Raw genomic sequence first — 16,512 nt, 5'->3', positions numbered from 1 at the left:
CGTTGCGCCCCGAACGGGCGACCGGAGCCTTACCCTGCACGAATGGAAGACCGGCTGCGAGAGCTGTGGGACTTCGCCGACCTGGACGGCACCGAGGCGAGGTTCCGCGCGTTCCTGGGCGAGGTGGGGACCGAGGACGAGCGCGCGGAGGTGCTGACCCAGCTCGCCCGCGTCGAGGGCCTGCGGGAGAACTTCGCCGCGGGTCACACCCTGGTCGACGAGGCGGAGGTGCTCGTCGCGCCCGACTCGACGGGCCGGGTGCGGGCGTTGCTCGAACGCGGCAGGCTGCACCGGTCCGCAGGCGACCCGGAGGCAGCGCAACCGCTGTTCGTCGCGGCCTTCATCCTGGCGAAGACCCGGGGTGACCTGTCGCTCGCCGTCGACGCCGCGCACATGGCGTCGCTGGTCGACGACCCGGAGAAGTGGACGCGCCAGGGCCTCGAGATCGTCGTGGCGAACCCGGCGCTGGTGCGCTGGCTCGGCCCGCTGCACAACAACCTCGGCTGGTTCTACTTCGAGAACGGCCGCTTCGAGGAAGCGCTGGAGGCCTTCGAGAAGACGCCCGAGGCGTACGCGGAGAGCGGCAAGGCCAAGACGCTGCACGCGCTGGGCCGCACCGAGGAGGCCGCCGAGGCCGCGCGCAGGGCGCTGGAGCTGCTCCCCCACGACTCCCAGGAGGAGTGGGTCGAGGAGATGGAAGCTATCGCCTCGGGTTCGCAGGCCCCGCGGCCTCGCCCAGCCGCACCGTGAACGCGTCCTCGGCGAGCACGCTCGTGTGGGTCTCGACCTCGCCGTTCTCACTGGTCAGCGTCGGCTCGTACATCGCGGGCTCGTCGGTCAGCGCCTCGGACAGCAACGGGATGACGTGTTCACGCACGGGGAACGGCGACATCGCGCGCCGGTAGGCCACCACGGACTCGAACTCGACCGTCAGCACCCAACGGTCGTCCTCGTCGGTCGACCGCGCCAACGTGCCCTTGCGGCACCCCGGCTGGGCCGTCAGGAGCTTCAACGCCTGCTCGACGCGCACGGTGAAGGTCTCGGGGTCGGACACGCGGAAGCGGCACACCAGCAGCACGGTGCAAGGATGGCATGGTGACCTCCAAGCGCCCTCTCCTGCCCGGCGACGGCCCGCTGGCGCGCGTCCGTCCCGTCGTGGCGTTCGTGCTCGTGCTCGGTCTGTTCATCACCGGCGTCCTCGTGGGCGGCACCCTCGGCGCGGTGCTGCTCGGCGTGCTGATGCTGGGCGCCGCGGTGCTCCTGGCAGCCACCTGGAAGGTTCTTTCCCCAGCTCAACGCACGTTGCGCGTGGTGGTCCTGCTGGTACTGCTCGTCATCACCGTAGAATTGGTTGTGAAAATCCCTACCAGGTGAGGTGCGCCGCCATGACCGTTCAACTGCACGGCGAGCACTCCCCCGAACGCGAGGCCCCCGCGCCCGCGGCACCCCGCTCCGCGCACACCCTCGCCGAGGCCGGCGACCTGCTGCGGGCACTGGCCGCCCCGGTCCGCATCGCCATCGTGCTGCAGCTGCGCGAACACGACCGCTGCGTGCACGAGCTGGTCGAGGCGCTGGGGGTGGCGCAGCCGCTGATCAGCCAGCACCTGCGCGTGCTGAAGTCGGCGGGAGTGGTGCACGGCGAAAGGCACGGCCGCGAGGTCGTGTACAGACTGGTGGACGAACACCTGGCGCACATCGTGGTGGACGCTGTGACGCACGTCGAGGAGAAGTTGTGACCGGACTGAGGTCCACCAAGCAGCGCACCGCGGTGTCGAACCTGCTCGACCAGCTGGACGACTTCCGCAGCGCCCAGGAGCTGCACGAGGAACTGCGCCGCCGCGGCGAGGGCATCGGACTGACCACGGTCTACCGCACCCTGCAGTCCCTCGCGGACGCGGGCCAGGTCGACGTCCTGCGCACCGACTCGGGCGAGGCGATCTACCGCCGTTGCTCGGCGCACCACCACCATCACCTCGTGTGCCGGCACTGCGGGCGCACGGTCGAGGTGGAGGGTCCCGCCGTCGAGAAGTGGGCGGACAGGGTGGCCGCGGAGAACGGGTTCTCGCAGGTCAGCCACACCGTTGAGATCTTCGGGACGTGCGCGGAGTGCACGGCCAAGGGCCTGAAGTAGGCCCTCAGCTCTCGTAGGGCTCGACCGGTTCGGCCACGGGCGTGAAGGACTCCACGGTGAAGCTCGGCACCCAGGAGTTCTTCTCGTTCGCCGACTTCGGCACGACCTGCCCGGTCACCTCGACCCACTGCTCGTCGGGCAGCGCGGGCACGTCCCCGGTGACCTTGACCTTCAACGGCCGCGCGTCGGCGGCACAGCACGAGATCGCGAGCCGCGCGACGTAGGTCTCGCCCTCGGCGCGCAGCAGGAAGCCGGTCAGCTTCACGCGGCGGCCGTCCAGCGTCCCCGACTCGTCCCACGCCGTGCGCGTGACGAACTCCGTCATCGACAACGGGATCACGCCGCCGGACGGCAGTTCGCCGAGCAGGTTGCGGGAGCGCTGCGTCTGGTTCGTGTCGGCGGCCGAGTTCACGACGTCGCCACCCAGCGCGGGGGGCGAGATCAGGAACACCGCGAGGACCGGCAGCAGCATCAGCCACGTCGAACGCGACGAGTGGGAGTGCTCGTGGTCGTGCTCTTCGGCTGCCTTGCCCCTGCGGATGTCCTGCACGATCGCGAACAGCGCCAGGCCGATCATGATCATGCCGGCGGCGATCAGCAGCGGCAGCAGCGACTTCTGCACGTACCGGAGGTACAGCCCGGAGAAGCTGATCTTCAGCAGCGCGCCGCCGAGCAGCACCAGGAGGATGTTCTGGGTTTCCCGCCTCACAGCAGCACCACTCCACTCACGACAGCGCACAAGATCGCCACCACGAAGGTAGCGGGTGCGAAGCGGAAGGCGAAGGACTTGCCGAACGCACCGGCCTGCAGCGCGATCAGCTTCACGTCGACGGCCGGGCCGACGACGAGGAACACCAGGCGCGGCAACAGGGGCAATGCGGAGAACGCCACCGCCACGAACGCGTCTGCCTCCGAGCACAGCGCCAGGATCACGGCCAGGAAGGCCATCACGATCACCCCGAGCACGATCTGGCCGCCGAGCGTCTGCATCCACGCGACCGGCACGAACGTCTTGAACGCCGCCGCGAAGAGGCCGCCGAGCACCAGGAACCCGCCGGCGTCCACGAGGTCGTGCCGCGCGCTCTCGGCGAACACGGCCCACTTGGAACGGCCGGTGTGATCCGCCATCCGCGCCAGCGCCCGTTCGGCGATCCACTCCATCTTGCCGAACCGCACCCACAGCCAGCCCATGACCATCGCGGTCAGCAGCGAGCCGGCGAACCGCGCGACGACCATCATCGGGGCGTCGTTGAACGCCACCGCGGTCGACACCAGCACGATCGGGTTCACGGCGGGAGCGGCCAGCAGGAACGTCAGCGCCACGGCCGGTGCCACGCCCTGCTGCATGAGCCGCTTGGCCACCGGCACCGAGGCGCACTCACAGCCCGGCAGCGCGATGCCCGCGACACCGGCCACGGGCACGGCCAGCGCCGTCTTCGAGGGCAGCAGCCTGCGCAGCGCCGAGGCCGGCACGAACGCCGCGATGGCGCCCGAGATCAGCACGCCCAGCACGAGGAACGGCATCGCCTGCACGCAGATCGCCACGAACACGGTCGACGCCGTGCGCAGCTTCGGCACGTCGAGCAGGTCGACGAGCCGGGACTGGAAGAGCAGTGCGAGAACGAGGATCCCGCACAGCACCTCCAACGACGTGATCTTCAGCCGAGGCCCGCCGGAGCGCCGCTTCGACGAGCGGATCTCGCCGGTGATCGTCATTCCGCGTCCGCGTCCAGGTCCAGCAGGCGCCGGTACTGGCGCGCCATGCCCTCGCGGATCTCCTCGGGCGACGGCGGCTCGTCGAACTCCGCCTCTTCCTCCTCGAGGTCGTCGTCGTCGAAGTCGACCGGGGTGCCGTTGACGGTCTCCTCGTCGTCGGCCTCCTCCTCGAGGGCGGCCTCGCGGAGCTCCTCGATCGTGGCGGAGACGTCCTGCGCCGACAGCGCGGGCAGCATCGGCTTCACGATGGCGAGCACGCCGCCCTCTTCGTCGTCCAGCGCCACGGCCTCGGCCAGCGCGACGGCGTGGTCACGCTCGTACGGGCCGCAGATGAACGAGTCCCACTCGTCGCCGCCCGACGGCTCGAACGTGACGGTCCACGGGAACTCGTTGACGTCCGAGTCCTCTTCCGGCTCGTAAATGATCACGCCACCCATGGAAGGGTCCTTTCTCAAGAAAAGCGGGAGAGGAGCTCGCCGCGCACCTGCGACGCGGTCGACACGACGAGCATGAGCAGCGTGCTCAGCGGCTCGGGCTTGAGGCCGTCCGCCGGGAAGGCGTAGCGGAGCATCACGTCGGTGCCGCGCTCGGAGTGGATCACGCCGAGCGTGCCGAACAGACCCTGACCGGCGCGTTCGGCGACCCATCCGGCCGCCTCGGCGGGCAGGTCCCACGCGACGACGACCGTCAGCGAGAGGACCGTCAGCCCTTCGGCCAGTTCCATGCCCTGCACCGCGCACGGCACGTCGCCGTGGCGGAAGCTCAACGCTCCGTCGTCGTCCACGGAAACGTCGTGGAACAGCTCCAACGCCTTGCGTGCGGCCTCCAGGGCCTCACCACTCGCGTTCACGACGACACCGCCTCCTCACCGGGCTTGTCGACGGCACCGCCGAAGCGCCGGTCGCGCCCGGCGAACTTCTCGGCGGCACGCCACAGGTCGCGGCGGTCGAAGTCGGGCCACAGGATGTCCTGGTAGACCATCTCGGCGTACGCGGACTGCCACAGCAGGAAGTTCGAGATCCGCTGCTCACCGGACGGCCTGATGAACAGGTCGACGTCGGGCATCTCCGGCTTGTACAGGTACTTCGCGAGGGTGCGCTCGTCGACCTTGTCCGGGTTGATCTTCCCGGCGGCGACCAGGCGGGCGACCTCGCGGGCGGCGTCCCCGATCTCCGCGCGGCCGCCGTAGTTCACGCACATCACGAGGTTCAGCACGTCGTTCTCGGCCGTGCGGACCTCGGCCTCCTGCAGCTGCTTGATGACGCTGCCCCACAGCTTCGGCGAGCGGCCGGCCCAGTGGATGCGGACACCCATCTCGTCGAGCTCGTCGGTGCGGCGCGCGATCACGTCGCGGTTGAAGTTCATCAGGAAGCGAACCTCTTCGGGGCTGCGCTTCCAGTTCTCGGTCGAGAAGGCGTAGAGCGAGAGCCACTTCACGCCCAGCTCGATGGAGCCCTTCGCGACGTCGAGCACGACCTGCTCACCGCGCTTGTGCCCCTCCACCCGCGACAGCCCGCGCTGGTTCGCCCAACGGCCGTTGCCGTCCATCACGATCGCGATGTGCTTGGGCACCAGGTCGGCGGGGATGTCCGGGGGCGTCGCACCGGACTCGTGCGGCTCCGGCGGGCGCGGTACGCGCTTCTCACGCTCAGAGCGGCGGCGACGCAGCATGGGGCTAGGCATCCTTTCGACCGAAAACCGTTGTCGGTAGGCGCCACATTAGCCGTCCGCCGACTGCGCCTTCCGCTCGACCAACGGCAACGAACGCAGCTGCCGTTCGAGGTGCCACTGCAGATGTGCCGCGACCAGCCCACTCGCGTCGCGGCGGGCGATCTGCGGGATCTCGTCGACCACGGTCCACTGCCCGTGCAGCAGCGCCGAGAGCAACGCCAGGGTGTCCTGGGACGGCGACGACGACCCGGCGGGACGGCAGTTGGGGCAGCACGAGCCACCCGCCTGGACGCTGAACGCCCGGTGCGGACCGGGATCGCCGCACTTCGCGCACTCGTTCACGGCGGGCGCCCACCCGGCGATGGCCATCGCCCGCATGAGGAACGCGTCGAGCAGCAGCGACGGGTCCCGCTCCCCCGTCGACAACGCCTTCAACGCCCCGGCCACGAGCATGTACAGCCGCAGGACCGGCTCGCCCTCTTCGGCCGTGAGACGGTCCGCGGTCTCGGCGATCGCGCACGCCGCCGTGTAGCGCTGGTAGTCCTTCACGATGCCCACGCCGAACGCATCCAGCGTCTGCACCTGCGTGATGATGTCGAGCGTTCTGCCGGGGTAGAACTGCACGTCGACGTGGCAGAACGGCTCGAGACGGGCGCCGAACTTCGACGTCGTCTTGCGCACGCCCTTGGCCACGGCGCGGAGCTTGCCGTGGCGCTGGGTCAGGAAGGTGATGATCCGGTCCGCCTCACCGAGCTTCTGCACACGAAGCACGACTCCGGTGTCGCGGTACAGGTTGGCCATCTAGAAGCCCAGGCGGCGCAGCTGCTTCGGGTCCCGCTGCCAGTCCTTGGCGATCTTGATGTGCAGGTCCAGGTAGACCCGGCTGCCGAGCAGTCCCTCGATCTGCTTGCGCGCCGCCATGCCGACCTGCTTGAGCCGCTCACCCCGGTGCCCCAGGATGATCGCCTTCTGCGACGGCCGCTCCACGAACACGAACGCGTGGATGTCGATCAGGTCGTCCCGGCCCTCGCGCGGCGCCATCTCCTCGACCACGACGGCGATGGAGTGCGGCAGCTCGTCGCGCACGCCCTCGAGCGCGGCCTCGCGGATCAGCTCGGCGACCAGGGTCTGCTCGGGCTCGTCGGTCAGGTCGCCGTCCGGGAACAGCTGCGGGCCCTCCGGCAGCTTGCCCAGCAGCAGGTCGCTCAGCTTGTCGACCTGGAAGCCGTCGACCGCGGAGACAGGGATGATCTCCGCGAACTCCATGACCTTCTGCAGCGCGAGCAGCTGTTCCATCACCTGCTGCGGCTGGACCAGGTCCGTCTTCGTGACGATGCCGACCACGGGCGTGCGCTTCGCGACCTTCTCCAGCTCGGCGGCGATGAACTTGTCACCGGGGCCGACCTTCTGGTCCGCGGGCACGCAGAAGCCGACGACGTCGACCTCCGACCACGTCTCGCGGACCAGGTCGTTCAGGCGCTGGCCGAGCAGCGTGCGCGGCCGGTGCAGACCCGGCGTGTCGACCAGCACGAGCTGGCCGTCCTCGCGGTGCACGATGCCGCGGATCGTGTGGCGGGTGGTCTGCGGCTTGCTGGACGTGATGGCGACCTTCGTGCCCACCAGTGCGTTCGTCAGCGTCGACTTCCCTGCGTTCGGGCGGCCGACGAAGCACGCGAACCCGGAGCGGTAACCATCCATCAGTCCATTGTCCCTGGCCTCCGCAAACCCGATCCCCCAGGTCCCTAGAACTGCTCGACGAACTCCCCCGCCGCGTTCACGTGGATCACCGGGCCGCTCGGCGACAGGTCGCGCACCACCCGGATCGACTCCTCGTCCAGGGCTGCGGCATCGGTGGCGACCACGGCCGCCTCCAGTCCTTCGGCACCGCTCGACACGGCAGCGGCGACCGCGGCCTCCAACGCGGTCAGCTTCAGCGACGGCAACCAGACCTCGGACGCGTTGTACGTGCGGCCGTCGAGATCACGCACGGCCGCCCCCTCCTTGGAGCCGTTACGCGCACGAACAGACCGTGCGAGCGTCACGAGCTTGGCGTCCTCGGGGGCGATGTCATTCATCCTCGGTCTCCTTCTGCGCGGGGCGCACGAGCACCGTCGTGACCCGGATCCGGCCGCGTTCGTCCTTGCCGCCCTCGGCCCGCATGCGCAGGCCGGCGATCTCCGCCTCGGTGCCGGGCAGCGGCACGCGCCCGAGCCGCTGGGCCAGCAGGCCGCCGACGGTCTCGACCTCGTGATCGTCGAGCTCGGTGCCGAACAACGCGTCGAGGTCATCCACCGGCAGACGCGCGCTGACGCGCACCGCGCCGTCGTCCAGGTGCTCGATCGGCGGGCGGTCGTCGGTGTCGGACTCGTCGGTGATCTCGCCGACGATCTCCTCGAGGATGTCCTCGATGGTCAGCAGACCCGCGGTGCCGCCGTACTCGTCCACGACGATCGCCATGTGCCGGCGCGACACCTGCATCTCGCGCAGCAGGTCCGCGATGGGCTTCGAGTCCGGGATGAAGCTCATCGGACGCATCAGCTCGGAGACGCTCTTCGGGTCCTCGTCCTCCGCGAGCGTGGCCCTCATCAGGTCCTTGAGGTTCACCACGCCGAGCACGTCGTCGACGCTCTCCCCGATCACCGGCACGCGGGTGTAGCCGGTGCGCAACGACAACGCGAGCGCCTGCCGCAACGACTTGGACTGCTCGATCCACACGATCTCGGTGCGCGGCACCATGACCTCGCGCGTGATCGTGTCGCCCAGCTCGAACACCGAGTGGATCATCTCGCGCTCGCCCTCGTCCACGACGCCGCGTTCCTGCGCCATGTCGACGAGCTCGCGCAGCTCCACCTCCGAGCTGAACGGCCCCTCGCGGAAGCCCTTGCCGGGCGTGATCGCGTTACCGATGAGGATCAGCAGCTTCGACAACGGACCGAGCACGCGGCCGAGCTGCCGGACCGTGCCCGCCGCGAGCAGCGACACGCCGTACGGGTGCTGACGGCCGAGGGTGCGCGGCCCGACGCCGACGAGGACGTACGACACGACGAGCATGCTCAGGCACGAGTACAGGACGGCGAGCCAGTCCTGCTCCACGTAGTCGAGGAACACCGTCGTGACCAGCACCGCCGCCGACATCTCGCACGCGAGGCGCAGCAGCAGCAGGAGGTTGACGTGCCGAGGCCGGTCGTTGAGGACCTGCAGCAACTGCCCGGTGCCCCAGCGCCCCTGGCGTTGCAGGGCCTCCACCCGTGCGCGTGACACGGTGCCGAGAGCGGCATCCACACACGCGAACAGGCCTGCGGCGAGCACGAGCAGGACGGCCAGCACGATCACACTGGCAGGGTTCCCGGTCATCGCGTCAGGCTTCTTCGTTCTTCTCGTCCAGGCCGACCGCGCCGAGCACCTTGTCGTCGGTGCTGCGCTGGTGCGCGGCCCGTTCGGCGTCGTCCCGCGCCGTGCGGAAGTCGCCGAGGATGCGGTTCTGCAACGTGAACATCTCACGTTCCTCGGCGGGCTCGGCGTGGTCGTAGCCGAGCAGGTGCAGCACACCGTGCACGGTCAGCAGGTGCAGCTCGTCCAGCAGGCCGTGGCCCGCCTTCTTGGCCTGGTCCTTGGCGAACGCGGGGCACAGCACGATGTCCCCGAGCAGCGCCGGGCCGAGGCCCGCGGCGTCGGGACGGCGCGCGGAGTCCAGCTCGTCCATGGGGAAGGCCATGACGTCCGTCGGACCCGGCAGGTCCATCCAGCGCTCGTGCAGGTCGGCCATCACGTCCAGCTCCACGAGCAGGACGGACAACTCGGCCAGCGGGCTCACGCCCATGCGGTCCAGCGCGAACCGGGCGGCGGCGACGATGGAACCCTCGTCGACCACGACGCCCGACTCGTTGGCGATCTCGATGCTCACGGCGCCTATCGTCCTCGCCGCTGGTTACCCCGCCGTGCACCGGGTCCGTGGTGCTGCCCGTTCTGGTCCAGGTCGTCCTGCTGGACCTGCCACTTGTCGTACGCGTCGACGATGTCGCCGACCAGGCGGTGGCGGACCACGTCCTGGCTGGTCAGGACCGAGAAGTGCACGTCGTCGACGCCGTCGAGGATGTCCCGCACGACCCGCAGGCCGCTGCGCTGGCCGCCGGGGAGGTCGACCTGCGTCGTGTCGCCCGTCACCACCATCTTGGAGCCGAAGCCCAGCCGGGTGAGGAACATCTTCATCTGCTCGGGCGTCGTGTTCTGCGCCTCGTCGAGGATGATGAACGCGTCGTTCAACGACCGTCCACGCATGAAGGCCAGCGGCGCGACCTCGATCGTCCCCGCCTGCGTCAGCCGCGGGATCGACTCCGGGTCGACCATGTCGTGCAGCGCGTCGTAGAGCGGCCGCAGGTACGGGTCGATCTTCTCGTACAACGTGCCCGGCAGGTACCCGAGCCGCTCGCCCGCCTCGACGGCCGGACGGGTCAGGATGATGCGGTTGACCTGCTTGTTCTGCAGCGCCTGCACGGCCTTGGCCATGGCGAGGTAGGTCTTGCCGGTGCCGGCGGGGCCGATGCCGAACACGATGGTGTTCTTGTCGATCGCGTCGACGTAGTGCTTCTGGTTCAGCGTCTTCGGCCTGATGGTGCGGCCGCGGCGGCTCACGATGTCGAGGCTCAGGACCTCGGCCGGCGACTCGACGTCGTTCGCGCTGAGCATCGCGATGATGCGGCGGACGCTGTTCTGGTCGATGGGCTGGCCGCGGCCGGCGAGGGTGATGAGCTCGGAGAAGACGCGTTCGGCGAAGGCCACGTCGGCGGGGTCGCCGGACAAGGTGATCTCGTTCCCGCGCACGTGCACGTCGGCGTCGAGCAGTTCCTCCGCGAGCCGGAGGTTCTCGTCGCGCGACCCGAGCAGCGTGAGCACCGCACCTTCCGGCACGGCGAACCGGGACTGACCTTCCTTGTTGCTCTGCTGGGTTTCTTCGGCCACGTGGCCCCGGCCTGCTTCCTGTCGCTCGGATCTGGTGCCGACGATGCTAGTCCGGCCGAAAATGGGTGGCTACCGGATTGCTCACCGTGTGTGCTCGGGAGCTGTGGAGATCCGCAGGCTTGACGTCGAGGACGTACCCGAGTGCATGAAGCTCATCACGGACCGCGGTTGGACGTGGACCCCGGCGCAGTGGGAGATGATGCTCGCCCTCGGTCCGGGGTACGGCGCCTTCGACTCGTCCGGACTGCTCGGCACGGCGTTGACGACGCCTTATCCCGAGATGCAGGCGATCAGCGGCGTACTGGTCGCGTCCTGGGCCGGGCGCCGTGGCATAGGCACCCGGCTGATGGCCGAGACGATGAACGTCAGTCCGTCCGCGCTGTACGCGACGGCGATGGGGGAACCGCTCTACGCGCGGCTCGGCTTTCACCCCGTCGGGGAGACCGCCGACTACCACGGCGTGTTCACCGGCGAGGCCCCCGGCGTCACGCGCGTGGCCACTCCCGCCGACGCGGCGTCGCTCGCGGCGCTCGACCGCGAGGTCAGCGGTTACACCCGGCCCGTGCTCTGGGAACGGCTGCTCGCCCCGGCGTCGCCGTACCGCGTGCTGATGTCGGACGACGGCGTCGTCGCCACCCGCCCGAACCCCGACGGCGTCACCATCGGTCCGCTGATCGCCCCCACGGCGGCGGCCGCGTGCGGGCTGATCGCGGACCTGGCGGCCGGTGAGGACAGGGTCCGGGTGGACACCGACAACGCCGAGGTCGGCGCTTTCCTCGCGGGACAAGGCTTCGAGAAGCGCGACGGTGGGTGCAGGCTCATGGTGGCGGGCGCCGCGGACGTGCCCGGTGACCGCTCGCGGTACTTCGCGCCCGCGTCGCACGCGCTCGGTTAGAGACGCTTGCCGCCCAGCAGGTGCAGGTGGGCGTGGAAGACCTCCTGCCCGCTGTCCGGGCCGGTGTTGAACAGCAGCCGGTAGCCGGACTCGGCCACGCCCTCGGTGTCGGCGACCTCTCTCGCCGCGGCGAACAGGTCGCCGAGCTGGTCACCGTCGAGGTCGACGGCGTTCGGCACGTGCTCACGCGGGATCAGCAGCACGTGCACGGGCGCCTTGGGCTGGATGTCGCGGAACGCCAGCGTCGTCTTGGTCTCGTGCACGATCGTCGCGGGAACCTCACCGGCGACGATCCGGCAGAACAGACAGGACATGCCCCGAGTCAACCGAACAGCGAGTCCAGCCGCTCGTCGAGGGCTTCGACCATCTCCTCGACCGTCACCTCGTCGGGCCCGAGGCCGTGGTGGATGTTGAGGCCGTCGATCAACGCGATGAGCAGCCGTGCGGCCTTCAACGGCACGACGCCGGGCCGCAGTTCGCCGGCGTGCTGCGCGGCGGTGAGCACGCGCGCGATCTCGTCACAGAGCTGTCGCGTGCCGAAGCGCTCCAGCTCGTGCAACGACGGTTCCACCATCGCGCGCGGCAGGAACGACAAGAGCACGGCGGCCTCGACGCGCCGGTCCTCGTCCATCGCGAGCATCTCGTGCGCGAGGGACCGCACCACCTCCCGGTTCCCGGCGGTGGTGTCGATCTTCTCCAGCCGGGAGAGGAACCGCCGGTACGCGAGCTCCATCGCGAAGCCAAGCAACGCGTCCTGCGTCGGGAAGTAATGGCGCAACGAGCCGCTCGACCACCCGGACTCCGCGGCCACGGCACGGACGGACGCGTGGTCTATCCCGTCCCGCTGCACGATGCGCCACACTGCCTCGGCGAGCTCGCGGCGGCGTTCCTCGTGGTCGACAACCTTCGGCACCGGCCCTTTCTAGCAGCCGCGGGCGAGCCGGACGACAGCCGTCCGGCACCGCTCCCAGGACTCGGTGCCCGGCGTGATCATGTCCATGTGCCCGGCCCCTTCCACCACCACGAGCTCGGCCTGAGGCTCGGCGGCGCAGAACCCGATCGACTGCTCGACCGGAACGTCCTCGTCCTGGTCACCGTGCACGCACACCACCGGCTTGCCGATGGGGACCAACGCGGCCGGTGAGGCCTCCGCGAACTGCTCCTCGGTGCACAGTTCGAGGGCGCGCGGCGTGATGTGCCGGGTGAAGTCCAGCACCGCCGCCTGGGCGACCGCTCCGACCACTCGCGCGCTGTGCTTGGCCGCCCACACAGCGAGATGGCCGCCCGCGCTGTGCCCGAGCGTCACGACGGGCCCGATGTCGACGGCGTCGATCGCGGCGAGCACGTCCTGGCCCGTCTGCGGCCATCCACCGCCGCCGCTCACGCGCCGGTACTCGATGTTCCAGACGGCGAACCCGTCGGCCACAAGCGCGTCCGCGAGGGGCCGGCCGAGTTCTAGTCCGTAGCGCTGATGCCAAAAACCACCGTGAATGACGACAACGGCACCCTGAGTCGCGTTCTCGGGAAGGTAAAGCTCGCCGAACTGACTGGGATGGTCACCGTAAGCAATTCGCTGCACACGCAGAACTTACGCGAAGTGAGAAAGAACCCCCGAAAAACAAAAGGGGCGCCTCGCGGTCCGAAGCCTGGGGGTCGCTTCGCCGCGAGGCGCCGACGCCGGACCGAGGGGGGAGGTGTCCGGCGAGTCTTTTGGTCAGAAGAGCCTAATCGTCTACTCCGTTTCCGGATAGACCAATCAGCCCCTCTGCCACCAAGGGTAACCCCATCCGCCTGCGATTCGCTACAACTTCCGTCAAGCCAATCCATCCGATGTTCACCTTCGGAGTGATCGGGGTCACCAGCGGGTCGTGCGCACCCCAATAGCACCAAGAGCAACCGCGGCGGCCGTGGAAGCACGCAAAACAGTTGGACCCAATCGGACCACGCGAGCACCGGAAGATCGCAGAGCATCCAGTTCCTCCGGCGTGATTCCGCCTTCGGGACCCACCACAAGCAGCACATCTCCGGAATCGGGCAACTCGACGTCAGCAAGGCGTTCGGTGGCGCTCTCGTGCAACACGAGAGTGAGCGCCGAGGACGACACGCGATGAGAAAGCTGAGTGGTGCTCACGGGCTCGTCGACGACCGGAACGCGCGCCCGGCGGGCCTGCTTCGCCGCCTCACGAACCGTGGATCGCCAGCGCCCCAACGCTTTCGCGCCGCGCGGCCCGTCCTCCCACTTGGTGATGCACCGGGTGGCGCGCCAGGGCACCACACCGTCCACTCCGGCCTCGGTGGCGAGCTCGACCGCGAGCTCACCGCGGTCGCCCTTCACCAGGGCCTGGGCGAGCACGACGCGCGGTGCCGGTTCGGGCTCCACCCAGCGCTCGACGACGCGCAGCGCGAGGGCGTCCTTCTCCACCGCCACCACGGAACAGCGCACCTGGGCACCGGAGCCGTCCGACAGCACGAGCTCCTCACCCACGCGCATCCGCTTCACGGTGGCGGCGTGGCGGCCCTCCGGTCCGTCCAGCACGAGCTCCTCGCCCCGCGGCAGCGCGGGAACGAGGAAGACGGGCAGGGTCACCGGTGGCCGCGCGAGGAACGCAGGCGGGAGAACAGCCCGCCGCCGCCCTTGCCGTTGTGGGACAACGAGGGCTCGCTCTCCCCGCGCATCTCGGCGAGGTCGCGCAGCAGTGAGGACTGGGCGGCGTCGAGCTTCGTCGGCACGACGACCTCGAGGTGCACGTGCAGGTCGCCGCGGCCGTCGACCCGGCCCGTGGAGCGCAGCTTCGGCATGCCGCGGCCCGTCATGACGAGCTGCGTGTTCGGCTGCGTGCCCGGGTCGATCTGGAGCTCTTCCTCGCCGTCCAGGGTCTTCAGCGGCAACGTGGCGCCCAGGGCCGCCGTCGTCATCGGGATCTGCACGACGCAGTGCAGGTCGGCGCCGTCGCGTTCGAAGATCTCGTGCGGGTGCTCCTCGACCTCGACGTAGAGGTCGCCGGCGGGGCCACCGCCGGGGCCGACCTCGCCCTGGCCCGCGAGACGCACGCGCATGCCCTCGGCGACACCGGCGGGGATGTTGACGGAGATCGTGCGGCGCGAGCGGGTGCGGCCGTCACCGGCGCACTGCTGGCACGGGTCGGGGATGACCTCGCCGTAGCCGCGGCACACCGGGCACGGGCGGGACGTCACGACCTGGCCGAGGAACGAGCGCTGCACGGACTGGACCTCGCCGCGGCCGTGGCAGGTGTCGCACTGGACGGGCTTGGAGTTGTTCTGGGTGCCGGCGCCGTGGCAGCGGTCGCACAGGATCGCCGTGTCGACCGTCAGCTCGCGGGAGGCGCCCGCGGCGCACTCCTCCAGCGTCATGTCGAGCCGGATCAGCGCGTCGGAACCGGGCTGCACACGGCTGCGCGGTCCACGGCCACCACCGGTCGAGGCGCCGAAGAAGGCGTCCATGATGTCGCCGAGACCGAAGCCCGAGAACGGGTCCCCGCCCGGACGGCCACCACCGCCCGAGTCGAGCGGGTCGCCACCCAGGTCGACGACGCGGCGCTTCTCGGGGTTCGACAACACCTCGTAGGCGGCCGTCACCTCCTTGAAGCGGGCCTCCTCGTTGGGATTGACGTCCGGGTGCAGCTGCCTGGCGAGCTTGCGATAGGCGCGCTTGATCTCATCCTGTGTCGCTTCCTGCGAGACACCGAGGATGCCGTAGTAATCCCTGGCCACCTTGTTCACTTTCATGTTCATCAACTAGCAAGTACATGTTGGTCAACGACCGGTCAGGATCTCACCGACGTAGTTGGCAACCGCGCGCACGGCCGCCATAGTCCCGGGGTAGTCCATGCGCGTCGGTCCGACGACGCCCAGACCCCCGAGCGGATTGTCACGGCTGCCGTAGCCGATCGACACCACGGAAGTGCTGCGCATCTCAGCGGCCTCGTTCTCCTCGCCGATGCGCACCAGCACGCGACCGGGGTCGCGGGAGGCGGCGAGCAGCTTGAGCACGACGACCTGCTCCTCCAACGCCTCCAGCACCTGCCGCAGCGAGCCGGGGAAGTCGGTGATGCTCCGCGTGAGGTTCGCCGTACCGCCGAGCACCAGCCGTTCCTCGGGGTGCTCCACCAGCGTCTCGATGAGCACAGTAGCGACTCGCAGCATCGGGTCGCGGAGGTTCGACGGAACCTCCTCGGGCAGTTCGGCGACCTTGGCACTGGCCTCGGCCAGCCGCTGCCCCGCCATCGCCTGGTTGAGCACACCGCGCAGCTGGGCCGTGTGCTCCTCGCTGATGACGTCCCCGAGCTCGACGATCCGCTGGTCGACGCGCCCGGTGTCGGTGATGAGCACCAGCATCAGCCGGGACGGCGTGATCGGCAGCACCTCCAGGTGACGCACGGCCGCACGCGACAGCGTCGGCACCTGGATCACCGCCACCTGCCGCGTGAGCTGCGCGAGCAACCGCACGCTGCGGCGCATCACGTCGTCGAGGTCGACCGCCCCGTCGAGGAAACTGCGGATCGCGCGCTTCTCGGCCTGCGAGAGCGGCTTGATCTCGCTCAGCTTGTCGACGAAGAGCCGGTAGCCCTTGTCGGTCGGCACGCGCCCCGCGCTGGTGTGCGGCTGGGCGATGTACCCGTCGTCCTCCAGCGCGGCCATGTCGTTGCGCACGGTCGCGCTCGACACTCCCAGGTTGTGCCGCTCGACCAGGGCCTTCGACCCGACGGGCTCCTGGTTGGACACGTAGTCGGCGACGATGGCGCGCAGCACCTCGAACCGACGTTCATCGGCGTTCATCGCTGTTCACCTCCGTGTCCACTACTACCGAGTTTACCCAGCCGGATTCGTGCCCGGTGCCCGCTCTGAAGTCGTGCTCGATCAGGGCTCCGGTTTTTGTCGGTGGCACTCGCTAGGGTCCAAACGTGGGCAACGTGGTGTGGCTGCGGCCACCGGAGGAGGAAGGTCCCGAACCGGGGAGAGCGTGCCTGGTCCACAGCGACGACGCGTGGTGGGAAGGCACCGTCGTCTGGGAGGAGAGCCGCCGGCGCGACGGGTTGTGGTGGGGCACCGCGACCTACGTCAAGGACGGCGAGAAGATCACCGAGGTGCACAGCCAGCACGACCTGCGCGCCCGCTGATC

General features: G+C 69.5%; 24 protein-coding genes. 6 read left to right on the top strand and 18 right to left on the bottom strand.

Annotation, left to right across the window (positions count from 1 at the left end):
• Positions 1-42: 42 nt before the first annotated feature.
• A complete protein-coding gene (locus ACWF7A_RS27020; protein ID WP_452253291.1) occupies positions 43-750 on the top strand; it encodes a tetratricopeptide repeat protein in 708 nt (235 codons plus the stop codon).
• Here ACWF7A_RS27020 and ACWF7A_RS27015 read toward each other — a convergent pair.
• Complete coding sequence (locus ACWF7A_RS27015) at positions 701-1,078, bottom strand: antibiotic biosynthesis monooxygenase family protein (protein ID WP_452253290.1); 378 nt, start codon at positions 1,076-1,078, stop codon at positions 701-703. The two genes, ACWF7A_RS27020 and ACWF7A_RS27015, sit on opposite strands and share 50 nt — an antisense overlap.
• A 17-nt stretch (positions 1,079-1,095) precedes the next feature.
• On the opposite strand from ACWF7A_RS27015, the gene ACWF7A_RS27010 reads away from it, so the two are divergent.
• The 3 genes from ACWF7A_RS27010 to ACWF7A_RS27000 are packed head-to-tail and all read left to right on the top strand — an operon-like array spanning position 1,096 to position 2,131.
• Positions 1,096-1,374 (top strand): hypothetical protein, encoded by a 279-nt coding sequence (locus ACWF7A_RS27010; RefSeq protein WP_452253289.1) that lies wholly within the window; start codon positions 1,096-1,098, stop codon positions 1,372-1,374.
• Between the two features lie 11 nt (positions 1,375-1,385).
• Complete coding sequence (locus ACWF7A_RS27005; protein WP_189159914.1) at positions 1,386-1,736, top strand: ArsR/SmtB family transcription factor; 351 nt, start codon at positions 1,386-1,388, stop codon at positions 1,734-1,736.
• Positions 1,733-2,131 carry a Fur family transcriptional regulator gene (locus tag ACWF7A_RS27000; RefSeq protein ID WP_191304953.1) on the top strand — a complete coding sequence of 133 codons (399 nt, stop codon included), beginning with the start codon at positions 1,733-1,735 and terminating at the stop codon, positions 2,129-2,131. Before ACWF7A_RS27005 ends, ACWF7A_RS27000 begins: the two co-directional genes overlap by 4 nt.
• A gap of 4 nt (positions 2,132-2,135) precedes the next feature.
• On the opposite strand, the gene ACWF7A_RS26995 is transcribed toward ACWF7A_RS27000, so the two are convergent.
• Genes ACWF7A_RS26995 through ACWF7A_RS26945 form a run of 11 tightly spaced genes read right to left on the bottom strand, consistent with a single transcriptional unit; the run spans position 2,136 to position 10,477 of the window.
• Complete coding sequence (locus tag ACWF7A_RS26995; protein WP_452253288.1) at positions 2,136-2,840, bottom strand: TIGR03943 family putative permease subunit; 705 nt, start codon at positions 2,838-2,840, stop codon at positions 2,136-2,138.
• A complete protein-coding gene (locus ACWF7A_RS26990; protein ID WP_452253287.1) occupies positions 2,837-3,847 on the bottom strand; it encodes a permease in 1,011 nt (336 codons plus the stop codon). Before ACWF7A_RS26990 ends, ACWF7A_RS26995 begins: the two co-directional genes overlap by 4 nt.
• Positions 3,844-4,275 carry a hypothetical protein gene (locus ACWF7A_RS26985; protein ID WP_452253286.1) on the bottom strand — a complete coding sequence of 144 codons (432 nt, stop codon included), beginning with the start codon at positions 4,273-4,275 and terminating at the stop codon, positions 3,844-3,846. Before ACWF7A_RS26985 ends, ACWF7A_RS26990 begins: the two co-directional genes overlap by 4 nt.
• 23 nt (positions 4,276-4,298) lie before the next feature.
• Entirely contained in the window at positions 4,299-4,697 is a 399-nt protein-coding gene (locus ACWF7A_RS26980) for a YbjN domain-containing protein (protein ID WP_189159908.1), read from the bottom strand.
• Complete coding sequence (locus tag ACWF7A_RS26975; protein ID WP_258950884.1) at positions 4,694-5,518, bottom strand: isoprenyl transferase; 825 nt, start codon at positions 5,516-5,518, stop codon at positions 4,694-4,696. The genes ACWF7A_RS26980 and ACWF7A_RS26975 overlap by 4 nt, the downstream gene beginning before the upstream one ends.
• A gap of 48 nt (positions 5,519-5,566) precedes the next feature.
• Complete coding sequence (gene recO / locus ACWF7A_RS26970) at positions 5,567-6,319, bottom strand: DNA repair protein RecO (protein WP_452253285.1); 753 nt, start codon at positions 6,317-6,319, stop codon at positions 5,567-5,569.
• Positions 6,320-7,216, bottom strand: a complete 897-nt coding sequence (gene era / locus ACWF7A_RS26965; RefSeq protein WP_452253284.1) for a GTPase Era — start codon at positions 7,214-7,216, stop codon at positions 6,320-6,322.
• 44 nt (positions 7,217-7,260) lie between these two features.
• Positions 7,261-7,593, bottom strand: coding sequence for a cytidine deaminase (locus ACWF7A_RS26960; RefSeq protein WP_452253283.1), 333 nt, complete (start codon positions 7,591-7,593; stop codon positions 7,261-7,263).
• On the bottom strand, positions 7,586-8,872 hold the full coding sequence (locus tag ACWF7A_RS26955) for a hemolysin family protein (protein WP_452253282.1): 1,287 nt from the start codon (positions 8,870-8,872) through the stop codon (positions 7,586-7,588). The genes ACWF7A_RS26960 and ACWF7A_RS26955 overlap by 8 nt, the downstream gene beginning before the upstream one ends.
• A gap of 4 nt (positions 8,873-8,876) precedes the next feature.
• Complete coding sequence (gene ybeY / locus ACWF7A_RS26950; RefSeq protein WP_452253281.1) at positions 8,877-9,422, bottom strand: rRNA maturation RNase YbeY; 546 nt, start codon at positions 9,420-9,422, stop codon at positions 8,877-8,879.
• Between the two features lie 5 nt (positions 9,423-9,427).
• Positions 9,428-10,477 carry a PhoH family protein gene (locus ACWF7A_RS26945; protein WP_452253280.1) on the bottom strand — a complete coding sequence of 350 codons (1,050 nt, stop codon included), beginning with the start codon at positions 10,475-10,477 and terminating at the stop codon, positions 9,428-9,430.
• A 145-nt stretch (positions 10,478-10,622) separates the two neighbouring features.
• On the opposite strand from ACWF7A_RS26945, the gene ACWF7A_RS26940 reads away from it, so the two are divergent.
• Entirely contained in the window at positions 10,623-11,372 is a 750-nt protein-coding gene (locus tag ACWF7A_RS26940; RefSeq protein WP_452253279.1) for a GNAT family N-acetyltransferase, read from the top strand.
• On the opposite strand, the gene ACWF7A_RS26935 is transcribed toward ACWF7A_RS26940, so the two are convergent.
• From ACWF7A_RS26935 to hrcA, 6 genes are all read right to left on the bottom strand, one after another.
• A complete protein-coding gene (locus ACWF7A_RS26935) occupies positions 11,369-11,686 on the bottom strand; it encodes a histidine triad nucleotide-binding protein (RefSeq protein WP_452253278.1) in 318 nt (105 codons plus the stop codon). The two genes, ACWF7A_RS26940 and ACWF7A_RS26935, sit on opposite strands and share 4 nt — an antisense overlap.
• 8 nt (positions 11,687-11,694) lie before the next feature.
• A complete protein-coding gene (locus ACWF7A_RS26930) occupies positions 11,695-12,285 on the bottom strand; it encodes a TetR/AcrR family transcriptional regulator (protein ID WP_452253277.1) in 591 nt (196 codons plus the stop codon).
• A 9-nt stretch (positions 12,286-12,294) separates the two neighbouring features.
• Positions 12,295-12,951 (bottom strand): alpha/beta hydrolase, encoded by a 657-nt coding sequence (locus ACWF7A_RS26925; protein ID WP_452253276.1) that lies wholly within the window; start codon positions 12,949-12,951, stop codon positions 12,295-12,297.
• Positions 12,952-13,227: 276 nt separating this feature from the next.
• Positions 13,228-13,959 carry a 16S rRNA (uracil(1498)-N(3))-methyltransferase gene (locus ACWF7A_RS26920; protein WP_452253275.1) on the bottom strand — a complete coding sequence of 244 codons (732 nt, stop codon included), beginning with the start codon at positions 13,957-13,959 and terminating at the stop codon, positions 13,228-13,230.
• Entirely contained in the window at positions 13,956-15,104 is a 1,149-nt protein-coding gene (gene dnaJ / locus ACWF7A_RS26915; RefSeq protein ID WP_452253478.1) for a molecular chaperone DnaJ, read from the bottom strand. Before dnaJ ends, ACWF7A_RS26920 begins: the two co-directional genes overlap by 4 nt.
• Positions 15,105-15,146: 42 nt before the next feature.
• A complete protein-coding gene (gene hrcA / locus ACWF7A_RS26910; protein ID WP_452253274.1) occupies positions 15,147-16,169 on the bottom strand; it encodes a heat-inducible transcriptional repressor HrcA in 1,023 nt (340 codons plus the stop codon).
• Positions 16,170-16,294: 125 nt separating this feature from the next.
• On the opposite strand from hrcA, the gene ACWF7A_RS26905 reads away from it, so the two are divergent.
• Positions 16,295-16,510, top strand: a complete 216-nt coding sequence (locus ACWF7A_RS26905; RefSeq protein ID WP_452253273.1) for a hypothetical protein — start codon at positions 16,295-16,297, stop codon at positions 16,508-16,510.
• The last annotated feature ends 2 nt before the right edge of the window (positions 16,511-16,512 follow it).

It is taken from the genome of Lentzea sp. NPDC055074 (assembly GCF_053608005.1).
The sequence above is the reverse complement of the archived record's forward strand: the minus strand, read 5'-3'. Positions and strand labels throughout refer to the sequence as shown.

Bases quoted from the DNA above. Each gene is read 5' to 3' on its own strand.
- ACWF7A_RS27020 (WP_452253291.1), top strand. From the start codon at position 43: ATGGAAGACCGGCTGCGAGAGCTGTGGGACTTCGCCGACCTGGACGGC.
- ACWF7A_RS27005 (WP_189159914.1), top strand. From the start codon at position 1,386: ATGACCGTTCAACTGCACGGCGAGCACTCCCCCGAACGCGAGGCCCCC.
- ACWF7A_RS26990 (WP_452253287.1), bottom strand. From the start codon at position 3,847: ATGACGATCACCGGCGAGATCCGCTCGTCGAAGCGGCGCTCCGGCGGG.
- ACWF7A_RS26975 (WP_258950884.1), bottom strand. From the start codon at position 5,518: ATGCTGCGTCGCCGCCGCTCTGAGCGTGAGAAGCGCGTACCGCGCCCG.
- recO (WP_452253285.1), bottom strand. From the start codon at position 6,319: ATGGCCAACCTGTACCGCGACACCGGAGTCGTGCTTCGTGTGCAGAAG.
- era (WP_452253284.1), bottom strand. From the start codon at position 7,216: ATGGATGGTTACCGCTCCGGGTTCGCGTGCTTCGTCGGCCGCCCGAAC.
- ACWF7A_RS26960 (WP_452253283.1), bottom strand. From the start codon at position 7,593: ATGAATGACATCGCCCCCGAGGACGCCAAGCTCGTGACGCTCGCACGG.
- ACWF7A_RS26955 (WP_452253282.1), bottom strand. From the start codon at position 8,872: ATGACCGGGAACCCTGCCAGTGTGATCGTGCTGGCCGTCCTGCTCGTG.
- ACWF7A_RS26940 (WP_452253279.1), top strand. From the start codon at position 10,623: ATGAAGCTCATCACGGACCGCGGTTGGACGTGGACCCCGGCGCAGTGG.
- ACWF7A_RS26935 (WP_452253278.1), bottom strand. From the start codon at position 11,686: ATGTCCTGTCTGTTCTGCCGGATCGTCGCCGGTGAGGTTCCCGCGACG.
- hrcA (WP_452253274.1), bottom strand. From the start codon at position 16,169: ATGAACGCCGATGAACGTCGGTTCGAGGTGCTGCGCGCCATCGTCGCC.